Source organism: Euryarchaeota archaeon, assembly GCA_016207515.1.
In the GTDB taxonomy this organism is placed as follows: domain Archaea; phylum Thermoplasmatota; class SW-10-69-26; order JACQPN01; family JACQPN01; genus JACQPN01.
On the sequence record JACQPN010000001.1, the window covers coordinates 1 to 17,357 of the forward strand.

15 protein-coding genes are annotated in these 17,357 nt (G+C 63.6%); 3 read left to right on the top strand and 12 right to left on the bottom strand.

Features of this window, described 5'->3' with window-relative positions; genetic code table 11:
* Window positions 1-140 precede the first annotated feature (140 nt).
* On the top strand, window positions 141-413 hold the full coding sequence (locus HY556_00005) for a nucleotidyl transferase AbiEii/AbiGii toxin family protein (protein MBI4392167.1): 273 nt from the start codon (window positions 141-143) through the stop codon (window positions 411-413).
* Between the two features lie 141 nt (window positions 414-554).
* On the opposite strand, the gene asd is transcribed toward HY556_00005, so the two are convergent.
* The 9 genes from asd to HY556_00050 form a co-directional block, all read right to left on the bottom strand.
* Window positions 555-1,625 (bottom strand): aspartate-semialdehyde dehydrogenase, encoded by a 1,071-nt coding sequence (asd, locus tag HY556_00010; GenBank protein MBI4392168.1) that lies wholly within the window; start codon window positions 1,623-1,625, stop codon window positions 555-557.
* Window positions 1,626-1,665: 40 nt separating this feature from the next.
* Window positions 1,666-3,045, bottom strand: a complete 1,380-nt coding sequence (locus HY556_00015) for an aspartate kinase (GenBank protein ID MBI4392169.1) — start codon at window positions 3,043-3,045, stop codon at window positions 1,666-1,668.
* 64 nt (window positions 3,046-3,109) lie between these two features.
* Window positions 3,110-4,198: a prephenate dehydrogenase/arogenate dehydrogenase family protein gene (locus HY556_00020; protein ID MBI4392170.1), complete on the bottom strand. Its 1,089-nt coding sequence runs from the start codon at window positions 4,196-4,198 to the stop codon at window positions 3,110-3,112.
* Entirely contained in the window at window positions 4,188-5,279 is a 1,092-nt protein-coding gene (aroC, locus tag HY556_00025) for a chorismate synthase (GenBank protein ID MBI4392171.1), read from the bottom strand. Before aroC ends, HY556_00020 begins: the two co-directional genes overlap by 11 nt.
* A gap of 70 nt (window positions 5,280-5,349) precedes the next feature.
* Window positions 5,350-6,618 carry a 3-phosphoshikimate 1-carboxyvinyltransferase gene (gene aroA / locus HY556_00030; GenBank protein MBI4392172.1) on the bottom strand — a complete coding sequence of 423 codons (1,269 nt, stop codon included), beginning with the start codon at window positions 6,616-6,618 and terminating at the stop codon, window positions 5,350-5,352.
* Window positions 6,615-7,466 carry a shikimate kinase gene (locus HY556_00035; GenBank protein MBI4392173.1) on the bottom strand — a complete coding sequence of 284 codons (852 nt, stop codon included), beginning with the start codon at window positions 7,464-7,466 and terminating at the stop codon, window positions 6,615-6,617. Before HY556_00035 ends, aroA begins: the two co-directional genes overlap by 4 nt.
* A 58-nt stretch (window positions 7,467-7,524) precedes the next feature.
* Window positions 7,525-9,012 (bottom strand): type I 3-dehydroquinate dehydratase, encoded by a 1,488-nt coding sequence (locus HY556_00040; GenBank protein MBI4392174.1) that lies wholly within the window; start codon window positions 9,010-9,012, stop codon window positions 7,525-7,527.
* Between the two features lies 1 nt (window position 9,013).
* Window positions 9,014-10,102 (bottom strand): 3-dehydroquinate synthase II, encoded by a 1,089-nt coding sequence (locus HY556_00045; protein ID MBI4392175.1) that lies wholly within the window; start codon window positions 10,100-10,102, stop codon window positions 9,014-9,016.
* Window positions 10,099-10,896, bottom strand: coding sequence for a class I fructose-bisphosphate aldolase family protein (locus HY556_00050; GenBank protein ID MBI4392176.1), 798 nt, complete (start codon window positions 10,894-10,896; stop codon window positions 10,099-10,101). Before HY556_00050 ends, HY556_00045 begins: the two co-directional genes overlap by 4 nt.
* A gap of 124 nt (window positions 10,897-11,020) precedes the next feature.
* Between HY556_00050 and HY556_00055 the strand changes: the two genes are divergently transcribed.
* Window positions 11,021-11,554 carry a regulator gene (locus HY556_00055; GenBank protein ID MBI4392177.1) on the top strand — a complete coding sequence of 178 codons (534 nt, stop codon included), beginning with the start codon at window positions 11,021-11,023 and terminating at the stop codon, window positions 11,552-11,554.
* Between the two features lie 91 nt (window positions 11,555-11,645).
* Window positions 11,646-12,851 carry an aminotransferase class I/II-fold pyridoxal phosphate-dependent enzyme gene (locus HY556_00060; GenBank protein MBI4392178.1) on the top strand — a complete coding sequence of 402 codons (1,206 nt, stop codon included), beginning with the start codon at window positions 11,646-11,648 and terminating at the stop codon, window positions 12,849-12,851.
* 72 nt (window positions 12,852-12,923) lie between these two features.
* Here the strand turns inward: HY556_00060 and HY556_00065 are convergent, their stop codons facing one another.
* From HY556_00065 to trpB, 3 genes are all read right to left on the bottom strand, one after another.
* A complete protein-coding gene (locus tag HY556_00065; protein MBI4392179.1) occupies window positions 12,924-15,044 on the bottom strand; it encodes a fibronectin type III domain-containing protein in 2,121 nt (706 codons plus the stop codon).
* A gap of 164 nt (window positions 15,045-15,208) precedes the next feature.
* The gene (locus HY556_00070; GenBank protein MBI4392180.1) at window positions 15,209-16,003 is read right to left on the bottom strand and encodes a tryptophan synthase subunit alpha; all 795 of its coding nucleotides are present in this window, start codon (window positions 16,001-16,003) and stop codon (window positions 15,209-15,211) included.
* A 76-nt stretch (window positions 16,004-16,079) separates the two neighbouring features.
* Complete coding sequence (trpB, locus tag HY556_00075) at window positions 16,080-17,204, bottom strand: tryptophan synthase subunit beta (protein ID MBI4392181.1); 1,125 nt, start codon at window positions 17,202-17,204, stop codon at window positions 16,080-16,082.
* Window positions 17,205-17,357 lie beyond the last annotated feature (153 nt).

Sequence of the window (17,357 nt, forward strand, 5' to 3'; positions counted from 1 at the left end):
CGCCAACACGTTGGGATCATCGAACACGGGCTTCACCAGGACCACCGGTCGGGGGTCAGGGTCGACGGGTTTTAGCCCGTTTGCCCGGGTCGTTTTTGGAGTTACAAAAGGGGCCGGTTTAGGAAGTTACAGCACACATCATGCAACGCGGCTATGCGCGCGATTACTACGACGTTTGGCGGCTCCTGCGCGAGGGCAATTACGACCTCACGCAGACGAGGGTGCTTCTCATCCGAAAGTGCAAGCTCACAGCCGTTCCCTTCGAACCCCGATTGATATTCGACGAGAACCGCCTCGTTGACGCCGGCCAGCACTGGGAAACGGCTCTCGCCAGGCTCACGAAAGACCTAGCACCGTTCGACTCTGTCATTCGCGAACTCCGGAAGTCGCTCGGACCGATTCCACGAGGATAAGCGGCGCCATGAGATAGCGGCCCTCGCGGAACGGCGTCCCTGCAAAGTCTCAGTTGGCGCCTCCCACACCATGAAAAAGGGTGCTGGTGCGCGCCCTGTTTCCCGCATAAGAGCGCGTGTGCGGAATCCGCGATGCTCTCGTCACAGCATCTTCTTCGCGTACATCAACTCTGCATTGAGGATCGACCCGCCCGCCGCTCCCCTCACCGTGTTGCTCCCGCTCACGAAGTACTTGTAATGCAGGACGTTGTCCTTCCTCAATCGGCCCACCGAGACCGCCATGCCTTTTTCGAGGTTCCAGTCACGTCTCGGCTGGGGACGGTTCTCTTCCCGTTTCACGTGGAGCGGGCGCAGCGGTGCGAGCGGCGTCTTGAGTTTCTGCGGTTCGGCCGTCCATTGGCTCCACGTTTCGAGGATCTCGTTCTCGTTGGTGATGCGCTCGAATTCGAGGTTGACGACGGCGCTGTGGCCTTCTTCGACGGGGACTCGGGTACAGGTCGCCGAAATGGGGAATGCGGCGTTTTTCACGGCGCCGTTCTCGAAGTTCCCCAGCATCTTCAGCGGTTCGGTCTGGACCTTTTCCTCTTCGCCGCCGCCGATGAACGGGATCACGTTTGCGGTGATGTCGAGCGACGGGACGCCGGGATAGCCCGCCCCGCTTATTGCTTGCATCGTCGTGATCACTGCTTTCTTGATCTTGAACTTCTCGTGGAGCGGTTTCCAGCTCATCGTGACGACGACTGCCGCGCAGTTCGGGTTCGTGACGATGTAGCCGTCGGTGCGTCGCCTTCGTTTTTGCACTTCGACGAGCGCCACGTGCTCCGGGTTCACTTCCGGTATGAGTAGGGGAACGTCCGCTTCCATCCGGTGGTCACGCGCGTTCGAGAACACTCGTAGACCAGCGCCCGATAGTTTTTCCTCGATGGGGCCCGCGGTGCCGCTGGGGATCGCCGAGAAGACGAGGTCCGCGTCCAGGCGATCGTCGGAAGCGAGGACTGGCATGGACGCGACCGCCTTGGGCATCGCATCGTTCAGCACCCAGTTCGCCGCCTCGGCGTACGTCTTTCCGGCGCTACGTTCGGAGGCGACGAGTGCCGTTATCTTGAACCATGGATGGTCTTGAAGCAGCGAAATGAATCGCTGTCCAACAGCCCCGGTCGCCCCTACTATCGCCACCTTCACATTTTCACCTTTCTTGGGAGTCGCTCGCACACATCGGCGGGCGCAAGCGTCCTGGACGTCCGCTCCATCTTCATTTGTGCACCTGGTTGAGGAAATGCTCGTGTACCGCGGTTATGGCCTTCATCTTGTCCGCCGTCTTCACGACGAAGTTCAAGGCGATGTCCGAAGCGCCAACGCTTATCATCTCGACGTTGACTCCGGCTTTTCCGACCGCGGTGAATATGTGGCCCGCCGTTCCCGGCACGGCGCCGATCCCTTTGCCGACGACGCAGACGAGACTCATCCCGTCGATCGGTTCCACGCCCTGGACGATCCCGTCCTGCATCGCTTGAAGGGCCCGTAGACCGGATTCGATGTCCTTGGAGTTCACAAGCAGCGCGAAGTTCGCTTGGCTCGCGGCCATGTTGTAGACGTTCACGCGCGATTGACCAAGGGCGCTGAAGACGCGCTGCCCGACACCGGGCGTATAGGCCATCCCGGGCCCGTAGAGTTTGAGGATCGCGAGGCCGTCCTTTGCCGCTACACTTATGAGGGCCCTGCGGGCGGTGTTGGGGACACGTTCGATGATGGTGCCTTCGGCCTCGGGCCGGTTCGTGTTCTTCACGACGATCGGTATGCTCTTCTTCGCGACGGGTTCGACGGTCCGGGGATGCAAAATCTCGGCTCCAAGATAGGCAAGCTCGGCCGCCTCGTCGTAGCTCATCCTGTCGACGGGGATGGCCTTCGAGACGATGCGCGGATCGGCCGTGAGGAAACCGTCCACGTCCTTCCATACTTCGAGCCGTTCGGCGTTCAAGGCGTTGGCGATGATCGCAGCTGAGTAGTCGCTCCCACCGCGCCCGAACGTCGTCACGTGGCCGTCGATGTCGCAGCCGAAGAAACCCGTGATCACCGGGATGAGCCCCTGCTCTATCTGGGGCTTCAGTTCCTCCTGGAAGCGGCGTTCGATCATGTGAAGAAGCGGTGAGGCGCCTCCGAAGACGCCGTCGGTGAGGAGGCCTATCTCGTCGGCATCGCACGAGCGGGCTTTGACGCCCATCTCGCGTAAGACCGAGCCGAGGACGCGTACTGACAGCCGTTCGCCGAATGAGAGCGCATAGTCCTGCGTCTTCGGTGTCAATTCTTCGGTGTAGGATATGCCGTAGAGCATGCGTTCGAGGCGTTGCAGGAGGGCGTCTATCTCTTCAGAGGCTTGGAGTCGATGAGAGTTGTCCTTGATGCAGAGTTCGATTGCATCCACGTGACGGTGGCGGAGATCTGCAAGGAGGGCTTTGATGTGCGCCTCGTCGTCCTTGATCTTTGGAAGGCTAGTGGATATCTGGTCGGTCACACCCTCCATCGCGGAAAGCACCACGGCGCGGGGCCCCGTCTGCATGCGGATTATCTCGGCCACACGCGCGAATTGGGCGCCCGAAGTGAGGCTCGCGCCTCCGAATTTCATCACTCGCACGTCGTCGCCCCCACTTCGTCAAGCCAGGCCACGAACTGATTCCCTCGTCGGTCCACGGGCATGTTCACTTGGTTTCACCGCCGTAGTACCGGTTCAAGCCTTCCATCATGCGGCGGAAACGTGTCGGCCTATTTCTCCCTTCACGTATCTCCTCGATCGCCCGGACGAGGGCCGAATACACTTTCGCATTTTGTGGGTTCAAGGCTTGGATCTCCCGATAAAGGTCGGGGTTCTCGGCGGAGACCTCGCGCGATAGTTCGAGCTGTTTTTGGAACGTGGGGCCGCCCGTGTCAGCAAAGTCATCGATCGAGTGGCCGCTCTTTTCAAGCGTCCTGGAAAAGGCTAGGCTGGTCGCATGCGCGAGGCCCAACACATAAGCCATGTACTCGTCGTGTTCTTCGAGACCCATGCGCACGATCCGGACCGCCGTGTCGGAGAAGAGCGCCTCCGCCGCACGGTCGGCCTTCAGTTTCCCCACGGAGGCGACGACGAGGTTCTTTCCAGAAAGAAATCCTGCGGTCGGGCCCCACATGGGATGAAGCGATGTCACTCTCAGCCCTCGCGCGGCGGATTTCCGGAGCGCTGAAGCGACCGGGGTCTTGAGGCTGCAGATGTCGAACGTCAGGGCCTTCGAGTCTGAAGGTATGGAGGCGACGGCCTTTCCCGCGACGGCCATCGGGGTCGCGATCATCACCACGTCGGAGCTTCGGGCCGAGGCTTCGAGGTCCTTCGCTTTCGCATATCCTCGCGGCGCACCCCGCGGGTCATGGATGGAGACCTGCATCCCACGGGAATTCAGATAATCGGCGAACCATCGGCCCATCCGGCCGCGCCCGCCGATGATGAGGGCCTTCCCAGAGGATCGCCGACGCTTGCCCGGTGGCGCTTCCCCTTTCTGTACATCGACCGAGGCCGCGATGAGGATCCGCATCAGATTCTCGCCGACGGCCGGGTCGATCCCACGCTTCCTGCAGAGTCTCAAAGTGTCGCTGATGACCTCTGCTTCGACGCGATAATCGCGGATCGGGAGCCTGAGGCCGCGCTTCAGGTCGCCGATTCTCCTCGCGTAGGTCAGTCGCTTCGCCACGAGCTCGACCAACCGCCGGTCCACGTCATGGATCTCACGTCGCATCCTATGGATGTCACTTGCCAAGCGCACCCCTCCCCTTCTCTCGAAGAAGCAGGTCCGCAAGGACGAAGGCCCCGCAGGCCTCGACGACTGGAACGGCCCGCGGCACGATGCACGGGTCGTGGCGGCCTGCGACTCTCAGTTTCGCGGGCTGCATCGTGTCGAGGTCGACCGTGTCCTGTTCGATAGGGATGGAGGAGGTCGGTTTGAAGGCGACGCGGAAGCGTACCGGCATCCCTGATGTCAATCCGCCGAGGACGCCGCCGTGGTTGTTCGTCCTCGTGCGGACATGGTCCCCCTCGATGATGTAGGCGTCGTTGGCTTGCGAGCCGCGCATCTTCGTGAAGGCGAAACCCGCACCGAATTCCAGGCCCTTCACCGCGGGGATCGCGAAGCATAGGTGCGCCACAAGCGATTCCACGGAGTCGAAGAACGGGTCGCCCAATCCCACCGGCAGTCCCTCTGCGATGAATTCCACGATTCCCCCCACGGAATCGCCGGCGCTACGGGCGTCGGTGACCTCCTTCTCCATGAGCATGGCTTCCGGGGCGCTAGCACATCGCACGGGGTTCGATTCGACGTTCGCTTTCGCCTCGTCGAATCCCACTTCATGGCCCACTTCGATCCTGCCGATCGCCGTCGTGTGCGCCGTGACGCTGATCCCTTCGCGCGCCAGGATCACGCGGGCGGCGCATCCGGCCATGACAAGGGCCGCGGTCAAGCGGCCGCTGAACATGCCGCCGCCGCGGATGTCGTTCATCCCGGCGAATTTCATTGTGCCCGTGAAATCGGCGTGCCCGGGCCGCGGTCTTCTCTTGAATTCCAGGTACTTCGAAGGGTCTGTGTCCGAGTTCTCGATGTACATGAGGATGGGCGCCCCAGTGGTCGTCCCTTCGAGAACGCCGGACGCGACAATCACCCTGTCCCCCTCTTTCCGTTGGGTGACGATCTTGCTTTGCCCGGGCCTCCTCCGGTCCAACTCCTTTTGGATCGCATCCAAGTCGAGGGCGAGGCCCGCGGGGCAACCGTCGACGACCACGCCCACCACTTGCCCGTGGCTCTCGCCGAAGACCGCCATCCTTAGGGCGCCGCCGAAAGTCATCATGCGATCCCCTCCCCACCTGCATCGAGGGGCCCGTGGAATGATCGGCCGAAACGGCGACCCATGTCTATCCTCATTCTCGCACCACCGCCTTCGCGCCAAGACGTTGAAGGTGCGTCACGAAGCCAGGGTACGACACCGCCGCGGAGGATTCGTCGTCGATGACGACGCGTCCGCTCGAGACGAGTCCGGCGATCGCGAAGGCCATCGCGATGCGGTGGTCGCCGTACGTGTTGATCTTCGCGCCGCGCAAGGGGCTGCCGCCGTCGATGCGGAGTCCGTCCGGCAACTCCACGGCGCTTGCGCCCATCCTCGAAAGGCCCTCGGCCATCGCCTTGATCCGGTCGGATTCCTTCAAACGTAGATGCGCCGCCCCGGAAAGCGTGGAGGTGCCCTTTGCGCTCGCCGCGACGACGCAAAGGATCGGGAACAGATCCGGCGTGGCCTTGAGATCAAGGTCGCAGCCCGTGAGGTCGCCGCCGTTGACTTCCACGGACCCCCGTCCAAGCTTGACCATTGCGCCGAACTTCCTCAAGTGTTGGATTATCGCCTTGTCCCCCTGGGCGAGGCCGTTGTCGACGCCGAGGACTTTCACGCGCCCGCCCGTGATCGCCGCGGCCGCAAGCGGAAACGCCGCGGACGAGAAGTCGCCCGGGACCCTGAACGGGTTCTCGCGGTACTTCTCCCCGCCGCCGGTCTTGAAGGAGTTCTCGCGTCGCTCCCATTTCACGCCAAAGCCTTCGAGCATCTCGAGTGTCACCTCCACGTAGGGTTCGGAGAACATCTCGTTGGTGACCGTGATCTGCGTCGATTTACCGGCAAGAGGGGCGGCAATGAGAAGCGACGAGATGAATTGCGAAGAGACGTCACCGCGAATCGTCACGGTCCCCCCGCGCATCGGCCCCGTGATGACGACGGGAGCGCAACCGTTGTCGCGGCTCGAAAAGGCGTCGGCGCCCAAAGTCGACAACGCGGAAAGAAGCGGCCCCATCGGGCGACGCCGGATGGAGGCATCGCCTGTGAAGATGGTGGTCCCTGGGAGGAGCCCTGCCAACCCCGAGAGGAGACGTAGCGTCGTTCCCGAGTTCTTCACGTCGATGACGTCGGGAGGCGCCGACAGCTCCTCCGTCTCCACCCGGTACCCGTTCTTTATCGGCGTGAACTCGGCACCGAAGAGCTCAAGCGCCTCAAGAGTCGCGAGCGTGTCCGCGGAGAGCAAGGGGTTCGTGATGCGGCCTTTCTTCGCGAGCGCGCTCATGATAAGCGCGCGGTGCGTGTAGGATTTTGAAGGCGGCGCATCGATCACACCGCTTATCTCGGAGCGTTCGACCGTGAGCGTCATAGGAGCCCTCCGTTCGTCGGCCGCGAGAGGATTATCTCGCCCTCAAGTCTTCCCCACGCCGCCTTCACGGCATCGACTGTGGCCTCGCTGCAGACGGCGACGGTGGCAGGCCCGGTCCCGGTGAGGCCGGCCGCAAGCGAGCCCGCCCTGATCGCCTCCGCCGTCGCCTCAAGTGAAAGACCGGCGACGGCTGAACAGTATATCCCATTCAAAGTGAGCGCCTTCATCCATCGGCCTTCGGCGGCCAATCCATGGCAGGCTTCCATCTGCGCTCTTACGGGCGAGTAATCGACCTTGGCCGCCTCCGTCTTTCGTATTTGACGCGCCGGGACCAATATCGCTATCCGGAGCGAGGGGTCGATCTCGCGACGCGAGATGAGCAGGCGCGAAACGTTGTCCGTCACCACGACACCGCCGAAGTAGGACGCGCAGGCGTCGTCGTAGGCACCCGTGACACTCACGCCTGCCGCGAGTGCCGCGTCGACGCCCAATGAGATCGTTTCCTCGGGCCCAAGGGAGCGACCCGCGGCGCGGGAGGTTGCGAGGACTAGGGCGTTCGCCGCCGCGGAGCTGCTTTTCAGGCCCCGGGAGATAGGAATGTCGCTTTTCGTCGTGGCGCGGGCCCCTTGTTCTTTCATGCCAACATGGTCAAGGGTGCGGCGCACGCACTCCTCGGCAAGGCGCGTGGTCTCGTCGGGTTGCCCCTCTATCGCGACGGCGATCGTCGGATCGGCAGTTAGTTCCACTTCAGCCGTCGTCGTGAGGCCAATGCCGAAGGCGGCCCCTTTCCCGGTGGCAAGAGCATTGACGATGGTCGCTGCCCCATGGACGGTGGCAGCGCCTCTCACCACGTGCCCTCCGGCCAAGGCCCCGCGGCCTTCACGAAGGAAGGCGACCGCAGCGACGTCATCGAACTGACGCCTCCAGCATCGCGAAGCGCATCAAGGCCCTCGGCGCGGGCCGGTCGAACCAGAACTGGAACGAGAGGATCCCTTGTTCGAGAAGCATCTCGGTCCCTTTGACCACGTTCGCGCGACGCTTCTTGGCCGCTGCGAGCAGCGGCGTGACGGGAGGGGAATAGACCGCATCGAGGACAGTGAGTTTCGAGTGGATGGCCGCGTAATCGAACAAGGGCGCCCCATCAGGCGCGGGGGACGCGCAATTGACGAGCACGTCCGTATCGCGTAACGTTTTCTCCGCGAGCTCAAGTCCGCCGGCGCCGTGAAGACCAAGCCTCGAGCGTAGATCGGTGGCGCTCTTCGCCGTCCGGTTGAGAAGCGTGACCTTGGCGCCTGAGCGCGTGAGGGCGAGGCTCACCGACCGTCCGGAACCGCCGGCGCCCAAGACCACCGCCTTCGCGCCTTCGAGTCCGACGCCCGCCCGTTCGAGCGCCCTCACGGCGCCTTCGCCATCGGTCGTGTGGCCTATGAGACGCCCGGAGTCATTACGGAGACAGTTCACCGAATTAGTGAGCCGCGCGGCTTCGGTGAGTTCGTCTGGAAGCAGTGCGGCCCGTTCCTTGTAGGGGGCCGTGATGTTGGCGCCGAGGATGTTGGCGCCGTGAAGGACCGCGAAGAGCGATGAGAGTTCCACTTGGTCAGCATCGTAGGCGAGGTAACGTGCATCAAGTCCCGCCCCGTCGATGGCGGCGTTTTGGATGGCGGGTGAGAGCGAATGGGAAACGGGGCTGCCGATGAGAAGGAGGAGCTTCGTCGCGGGGGTCGTCGGCCTTTTCGCGGCCGCAAGGTGCGCCCTCATCTCTTGGGCGGGTAGTTGCCCCGCAGCGGCCGCCGAGCCGGTGCTCCGACAATAGACCAACGCCTGCCCCATGAGTGGTGCCGCGGCCCGTAGGCTTGCGTCCCCCAAGCCCATGACGGCGACGGGGATCCCCTCCCGTCGAGCGCCGGCGATGCAATCGACGAGTCGGAGTCGAGCATCGTCGGTCTTGACAAGGGAGGCGTATTTCACGACGTCCGCCCCGGCGCGTACCGCGCGTCGAAGCCCCACGAGTATGCGACGGGCGGGCGGAGTGCCGCGTAGCGAATGTGCGGAGACGATGACCGCGGCGCCCGCCTCGTGGATCCGCTTGATCCGCTTCGTGAGTTGGGCGGTCTCATATTCGAGATCCACCCACTCGAAGCCTGCATTGGCGGCTTTGTAGAGGAGCCTCATGCGTTCCGGTTCCGGAAGTACAGAGTCGCCACCATGTCCCTTGGGCCGTAGCGTGGCGACGAGGGGCTTTCGCAAGGAGCCCCGGATAGCCGCGACGCCCTCATCGGTAAGGCCTGATATCGCGTCGAGCCGGATCTCGACGAGGTCGCCACGGGCACGCTGGGCGACGGAAACCGTGCGTCGGGCGGTCTTCTGCTTCACCGATTCGACGAGGAGCGTCAATTCAAGCCTCCGCCACGGTCTCGCGGACTTTCATGCCGAAGTGCCGGCCCCCCTCTTCGAGGCGCACGAGCACCGTGTCGCCCGGCCGGATTTCGGATACCGACTTCGCTCCCCGGTCGGTCATGAGCCTGATCGTCTCCGCATTCTGGAGGATAACGGAGTGGTCGCGCCCCCCCGCGCTCACGGACAGAAGGACGAGCGGCCGCCTCTCGATCTTGACGCGTCCGACGACCGCGTGGCGCGTGCGTCCTCGCCGGTCGGTGAGCAGCACATCGTCACCGGAGCGCAGTTCAGAAAGGTACCGCGTCTTTCCGCCCGGCGCCAAGACGTAGGAGTGGACGGGGCCTGCGTTGACCCTAAAGGGCCGCGCGGCGACGTATTCCGATTCGATGGATTCGGCGTGGATGAGAAAGAGACACGCGCTCGACGAGCCGACGAGCATTCCCTCACCGTGGCCCATGATGGAACACGTGTCGACGCAGACGCGGTCGCCCATGCCGAGAAGTCTCAGGGACGTGACCCGCGCTCTCGTCAAGCGGATATGGTCGGCTTCGAGTCGGTCGACGAGGCCGCGAAGCTTCGCGAGTTCCTTGCGTTGGGCGCTTCGAAGGAGCACTCCGTCCACGCCGGCTTCGAGCGTGTTGAAGAGGAGTTCGGCGTCTTGCGCCGTGTCGACCTCGGCAAAGACGCGGGCGCTCATGGCTTGTGCGGCCGCGACAAGGTTCTCGAAGGGAATGATCTTCCAATCCGACGCGTCAACGAGAGTAACCTTCCCTCGCGCCAGGCCTTTCAATGCCGCCTGCTGGGTCCTCTTGTCGTTGATGCGCACGCGGCGGCCGATCTCGGTGCGGCCCCTGAAGACGCGGGCGCCATCGAGGACGATCTGCTCGAAGCGGCCGAGTTTCTCCGCATTCTTCGGTGGGGGACCAGTGAATGCTATCGAGTGGAATCCATGCTCGAGTGCCGCGGCCACGTCGGACTTTGTGCGTGCGGCGATCCAGATGGAGCGTTCGCGAAGCGGTTTTTCTCTTCCGCCTCGTCTTTCACGGACGGCTCGTCTCGACCTGTCGCTTGTCGTGGCCGAGGTCACCCCTTCAGGAGTTTCGTGGCAGCCCGGACGTCGGCGGTCCCACGGCAGATCTCGGAGACTGCCCGGCACATCAGTTCGGGCCGCTTGTGCTGCCAGACGTTTCGTCCTATGGAGACGCCGCGCCCGCCGGCTTCGATGGAATCGGCGACCATCTGGAGGACGGCTTCGTCGGAATCCATCTTTGCGCCGCCCGAAAGCACGACCGGTTTGGAAGTCCCTCGCACTACCTCCTTGAACGTCTCGACGGAACCAGTGTAAGGCACTTTGAGGATGTCAGCCCCGAGTTCAGCTCCGAGGCGCGCGACGTGCTTCACAAGCGTGACATCGTGTGGGTTCTTGATCGCAGGGCCCCTCGGGTACATCATTGCAAGTAGCGGCAGGCCGAATTCGCCGCATTCGCGGCTCACGCGGCCGAGATCTTCAAGCTGCGTGCTTTCCGTGGGCGACCCGACGTTGATGTGAACGGAAATGGCGTCGGCGCCGAGACCGATGGCCTCCGGGACGGTGCAGACGAGCCGCTTGTCGTTCGGGTCGGGATTCAAGGATGTGGAGGCCGAAAGATGGACGAAGAGACCGGCGGTTCCGAGCGAGCCGGCGATCTCGGGGACAAGCCCTTTGTGCGCAATGATTCCGGTCGCTCCGCCGGCGGCGACAATGCGCACGGTCGCTGTCGGGTCCTCGATCCCGCCCATCGGCCCGGCGGAAACGCCATGGTCCATGGGCACCAGCACAAATGTGCCGGAGGGTTTGTCCATGATTCTGGCGAGCCTTCGCTCTCTGCCAATTATTGACACGGTGATACTCCAGTGGATACTCGAAATGCCTCTATTTAACCATTGATGACGGAGGGAAAAGCCGCCGCTTTAGATTGTAGTCTCAGATAAAAGCCACTTTTGACCATTTACGTAAAAAGCTAATATGGGACGTACCAATACGGTCAATGGCGTCGATATGTGGAAAGCCTTGACGAAATACTTCCAGCGGTACCCGGCGCAGACGCGTGTCGCCCAGACGCTGCTTCGGCTCGGCCTATCCGTCCGGGAGGACGGCATATACTGTGCCGAGATATCGATCCCTGACACGTCGCTCGCGCGGGCCTGTAACGTCGACCGGCGAGTGATCTCTGCCACGGTCAAGACCATCCGCGAAGAACCCGACCTACAACGCCTTTACGCCAAACTCCGGCCGACGCTGCACCTCAAAGACGCCGCCACGGAACTCGGCTGGGGCGTGCTCGAGATAATCCCGACCGACGCCCACATGGCGGGGATACTTGCAGACGTCGCTAGCATCGTCGCCGCCAAAGGGATCAGCGTGAGGCAGGCGATAGTCGACGACCCGGAGCTCACCGACGAGCCGAGGCTCTACATCGTCACCGAGAAACCGATCCCGATGGACGTCATCCCAGCGATCAAGTCGGCGAAGGGTGTGAGAAGCGTCGTGATACAGTAGACCCCTGGCGGCCGCGCGCTCAGTCGTGATCGCCAACGGCCATTGGGCTTCGCGGCACGAGCTTTTTCTATCTGACGGTCATCCGGGGCCCATGTCCTCCCTCCGCTCCTTCCGCCTTTCCGACCCGCACCTTGCCGAACGCGTCCACCTCTTCCCCGAGTCGGTCATCCGCGAGATGACCCGGCTCGCAATGAAGCACGGCGCCGTGAACCTTGCCCAGGGATTCCCCGATTGGGACCCTCCCTCAGTCGCCATCGATGCGGCGAAGAAAGCGATGGATTCGGGAAAGAACCAGTACGCCATCACGTGGGGGACGAGCGAACTCAGGAACGCCGTGCCGAAATACGCGCGTTTGTTCGCCGGGATCGAGGCCGACCCCGAGAAGAACGTGACCGTCACATGCGGTGCCACGGAAGCGATGATGGCCGCCTGCCTAGCGCTCGTCGACGCTGGAGACGAGGTCATCGTGCCAGAGCCATTCTACGAGAACTATGGCCCCGACGCGGCGCTTTCCGGCGCTAGACCGCGTTTCGTCCCGCTCTACCCGGACCGCGGATTCTCGTTCGATGAAGAGGAACTGAAGTCTTCATTCAATGCGACAACGAAGGCCATCATACTGAACACCCCGAACAACCCGAGCGGCAAGGTGTTGACGCGACACGAGTTGAAACTCATCGCCGATCTATGCATCGACAACGACGTGGTCGCCGTCACCGATGAGATATACGATTTCCTCACCTACGGAGACACGCGGCACGTCTCGCTCGCATCGCTTCCAGGCATGATGGAGCGGACCATCACCATCCAAGGGGCTTCGAAGGTCTATTCGATGACCGGTTGGCGCGTCGCTTGGCTCATCGCGCCCGAGATCATCTCGACGGCCCTTCGCCGGGTCCACGATTTCCTCACCGTCGGCGCCCCCCACCCTCTTCAAGCGGGCGTGGCGGCGGCCATCGAGACGCTTCCACGATCCTACTATTCGGGCCTGAAGGCGCGCTACCTCGACCAACGTGAAAGGCTCGTGTCGATGCTACGAGGCGCCGGCTTCAAGGTCACGCCTCCCGAAGGTGCCTACTACATCCTGAGCGATTTCGCCGACGTCGAGGCGCCGAAGGCTGCCAAGACGGACGACCGTGCCTTCGCGGAGTGGCTCGTGAGCGATATCGGCCTCGCCGGCGTCCCGGGAAGCTCGTTCTTCTCGAACCCCGATCTTGGCAAGTCGCTCATCCGCTTCCACTTCGCAAAGAGCCTCCAAGTCCTCGACGCAGCCGCAAAACGACTGGAAAAGCTGGGTTGAACGAAACGCGCTGATGGGTGCGCACGGACCTTGGCCGCCCGCCGATCGGAGTCCGCACCTTTGGATCGGTGCTCACAATCGGGGTGAGGTCCCGACGGTCATCGCCTCGTTCGACTCAGGACCCGTGCCGGCGACGTTTCCCGCGCGCACCTTGTAAAACCAGGGCCCGAGGCCCCGGCCCGTGTCGAGGAAAGAAGTCACGTTACCAAGCGTCGTCACCGGCACTTCGCCACCGCTTGCCGCTCCACGGTAGATCACATAGTTGTCGACCCCGTCGCCGCCGTCGCTTGACGGCGGCTGCCACGAGAGAAGGATATTGCCCGGCGTAAGTTGCGTCTTCGCGGAGAGGTTACGGGGTGCTCCGGGCACTAGCGTCATGCTGGCCGCAGACACTTCCGACGCTTGAATGCCTTCGCCCGCGATGTTGACAGCGGAGATACGGTAGTAACGCGTGGCGTTGTTCGGGAGACCGGTGTCGTCGTACGCCAGGACAGGGCCGAACTGTGCGAGGACCGACAAGCTCCCGCTCGTCGTCCCGCGGTAGATGCGATAATGGGTGACGGGCGAACCGCCGTTCGACGTCGGCGGCGCCCACGTGAGGGATATCGTTCCCGCGCCCGCACCCGTCGCGGAAACAAGCGAGGTCGGGCCCGACGGGGCGGCAAACGTGGTCGCGTTGGCTTCGCCGCTCAAAGGTCCCGTGCCGGCCGCGCTCATCGCCGCCACCTGGTAGAATCTCGACGCGCCGGTGGGGAGTCCAGGGTCCACGTAGCTCGTCCCCGGTCCGGTCTGGAGGAGGAAGACCTCGGCGCCGCTCGCACTGGCCCGGTGTATCCGATATCCCGTCACGGGCCCGCCTGAAACCGGCGTCGACCACGCGAGCGTGATCTGGCCTGCGCCTGGACCTGCGACGGCGGAGAAAGCCAACGGGGCGCTTGGAACGGCCGGCGTGCTAGCGACCGCCTCGTTGCCCACGGGACCTTCCCCCGCCACGTTCGACGCACTTATCTGATAGTACAAGGTCGCGCCGTCGCCAAGGCCCGGATCGACGTGGGTCGTCTGCCCGCCGATCGCCGCGTGGAGGACCTCGGCACCGGCGCTTGTCCCTCTATACACGTTGTAGCCGCTGATGGGAGCGCCGCCGTTTGACGCAGGTGCTTGCCAGGTGAGCGAGATCTCGCCTGCGCCGGGACCAGGCGTTGCGACCAGTCCCTGCGGCGCCGATGGAGGCGTCGGTGGTGGCGGAACGTACTTCACTATCTGGCGGAAAAAGGATGAGCCGTCGTAGCCCCCGACGACGTGACCCGCGCCTCCCACCCAGACCGCCGCCGTCCCATACCGGACGGTGGGAAGACGGCCGTCCATCGTGGTCGCGTTGTCCGTCGACGGGTCGTAACGGTAGATGCGGTCGCTTGCGCAATCCGTGTTGTTGCAGCCGCCGAACAGGTACGCGTGGGCGCCGTCCCACGCGGCGCTGGTGCGGTATAGAGGTGCCGGAAGACGGGCGGCCATGACCTGGACAAGATCCGCGGCCGGATCGAACCTCACTATCTGGTCGAGCGGACCCCCATGCCGGTTGAGGCATTGATCGACGTCGCAGCCGCCGAAGATGTACGCGTACTCTCCCGACCATACGGCAGCCGTCCGTTCCCGAGGGTTTGGAAGCCGCGAACTCATGTTCATGTAACTGTCCGTCGCGGGGTCGTACTGCATGATGTTGTTCCAAGGGCAGACCATGAGGGCGCAACCGCCGAAGATGTAGGCGTGCGTGCCATCGTATATCGCGCTCGCGTAGAAGCGGTCGATGTACATGCGCCGCGGCATGAGGACGGCCGTGTCGGTGGCCGGGTCGTAGCGGACCGTCTCATTCGTGCCGCACGCGGTCGGCGTGCAACCGCCGAAGACGTAGGCGTACTCCCCCGTCCAGACGGCCGAGGCACCATACCGTCCGGTCGGCAGTTGCGCTCCCATCGCCGTCACGCTCCCCGTCGTCGTGTTGTAACGGACTATCTCTTTGATGAACGTCTTGTCCCAGCCGCCGAAAACGTAGATGTCCGAGCCGACCGCGATCGCCGTGAGGCGCTCCCGGCCGGTCGGAAGCAGGCCCGGTGCGGTCGTGACGGTGTCGGCCTTCGCCTCGTACGCGATCCATGGCGTGAGGCCCGGCGTCAAGAGCATCGCTAGGACGAACACGTTCGACAGTGCCCCCGATGACGCAGCATCGCTAGGGCGGCGATTACCGACCAACCACTTCCGCCTCCGTGAAGAGCAGTCGGCCGCGGTGGAATAAAGCTATCTCGGGAAAGTCTGTTTTCTAACGAGCGGAGTACCCGCCGAGCGAAACGCCGGTGGCCCGCTCAAAGCGCCTTCGCTCCGATGCCTTTCTTGAGTGAAGCCGCGAACCGGGTGACGTTAGAGCGTGAGGCGCGTCTCTCGATCATCTCCACGATGGCGCTTCCCACGATGACCCCGTCCGCGCCCGCCTTCACGAGCTGTGCCGCTTGAGACGCCTCTTTGACGCCGAACCCCACCGCCAAGGGGACCCCGACCTCGCGGCAGATGGACTTCGCGCGCCGGACAAGGGCGAGCGTCTCCTTCGCAAGACCCGCGCGTTTTCCCGTGGTGCCATACGAAGAGACGAGGTACAGGAAACCGCTCGTGCCCTTGGCGAGCGTGCGCAACCGGTCGTCGTCGCAGGCCGGGGACGCAAGAAGCACCAGGGAAAGGCCCTCGCTCTCCATCGACATGCGCAGCGGCCCGGCCTCTTCGAAGGGTAGGTCGGGCACGATGGCCGCCTCGATGCCGCTCTCGCGGCATCTTGAGGCGAAGGTCTCAAGCCCCATCTGGAGGATCGGGTTGTAGTAGCCCATCGCCACGACCGGTGCGCGGCCTGCCTTCCCAAGCGTTTTCGCAATCTTGAAGGTGTCCGTCGGCCGGGTGCCGTTCGCCAGCGAGCGCATAGCGGCCCGTTGTATCGTCGGCCCGTCTGCCACGGGGTCGCTGAACGGCATCCCGAGCTCCAGGATGTCCGCACCGCCCGCTACGAGGGCCTCTGCGTAACTGCGCGACCTCTCAAGCGTCGGGTCGCCCGTCATGAGGTACGTGATGAGCGCGTGTCTTCCGTCCGAGAAGACTTCCTCGAGCCGGGTCATGGGCAGGGCCACCCCGGGTCCGTCTCCACGAAGCCCGCGTCCCGCCGTGACCAGGCAGAACGTAGGTTTCCCCTCGTCATCGCTTCGACCCCAGATTCTCCATGATCGTGTGCATGTCCTTGTCGCCGCGGCCGGAAAGGGTGACGACGATCACGGAATCCGGTGACATGGCCTTCGCGCGCTTCAAGCCTTCCGCGATCGCATGGGCGGGCTCGAGCGCCGGGATGATCCCTTCGAGCCTCGACAGAAGTTGCGTCGCCGCAAGGGCCTCCTTGTCGGTGGCGGTGACGTATTCGGCGCGTCCGGAGTCCTTGAAGGCGGAATGCTCGGGGCCGACGCCGGGGTAATCGAGGCCCGCCGAGACGGAGTGCGTCTCGGTCACCTGGCCGTCCCGGTCTTGGAGCAGGTACGAGAACGATCCATGGACGACGCCCGGCCGGCCGAGGGAAAGCGTCGCCGAGTGCTTTCGCGTCTTCACGCCCTCGCCGCCCGCTTCGACCCCGACGAGGCGGACCTTCGGGTCGTCCTTGAACGGGTGGAACGTCCCCATGGCGTTACTTCCGCCGCCCACGCATGCGATGAGGCAGTCCGGCATGTGGCCGAGCTGCTCCTGGGCCTGTCTTCTCACCTCGCGCCCTATGACGCTCTGGAAATCGCGCACCATCGTAGGGAACGGGTGTGGACCGACCACGCTCCCGATGCAGTAGTGTGTCGTCTCCACGTTCGTCACCCAGTCCCTTAAGGCCTCATTGATTGCGTCATTCAATGTCTTCGAACCCGACTCCACCGCGTGGACCTTCGCCCCCATGAGCTTCATGCGAAAGACGTTGAGCGCCTGCCGCTTGATGTCGACCGAGCCCATGTAGACCTCTGCCGGTAGGGCGAGGACGGCGCCGGCCATGGCGGTCGCGACGCCATGTTGGCCCGCCCCGGTCTCGGCGATAAGGCGCGTCTTCCCCATGCGCTTCGTCAGAAGAGCCTGCCCCATCACGTTGTTGAACTTGTGGGCTCCGCCGTGGACGAGGTCCTCGCGCTTGAGGAAGATCTGGGCGCCACCGCAATGTGCGGTGAGGTTCCTTGCGAAGTACAAGGGAGTCGGCCGGCCGCCGTAATGGCGGTGGAACCACTCGAGTTCGGCGACGAAACCGGGCTCGTCCTTGAAACGCAAGTAAGCGTCCTCGAGTTCTTTGAGCGCCGGCATCAAGGTCTCGGGCACGAATTGGCCACCGTAGGCACCGAAGCGCCCACCCGTTGCCTGGCTCAAATCCCGACACCGCCGCTTTGCACGACAGGGGCCGGAACGTACCGCTCGTCTATCGCCTCACGAAACGAAGAGATCCGCACGCGCACCATC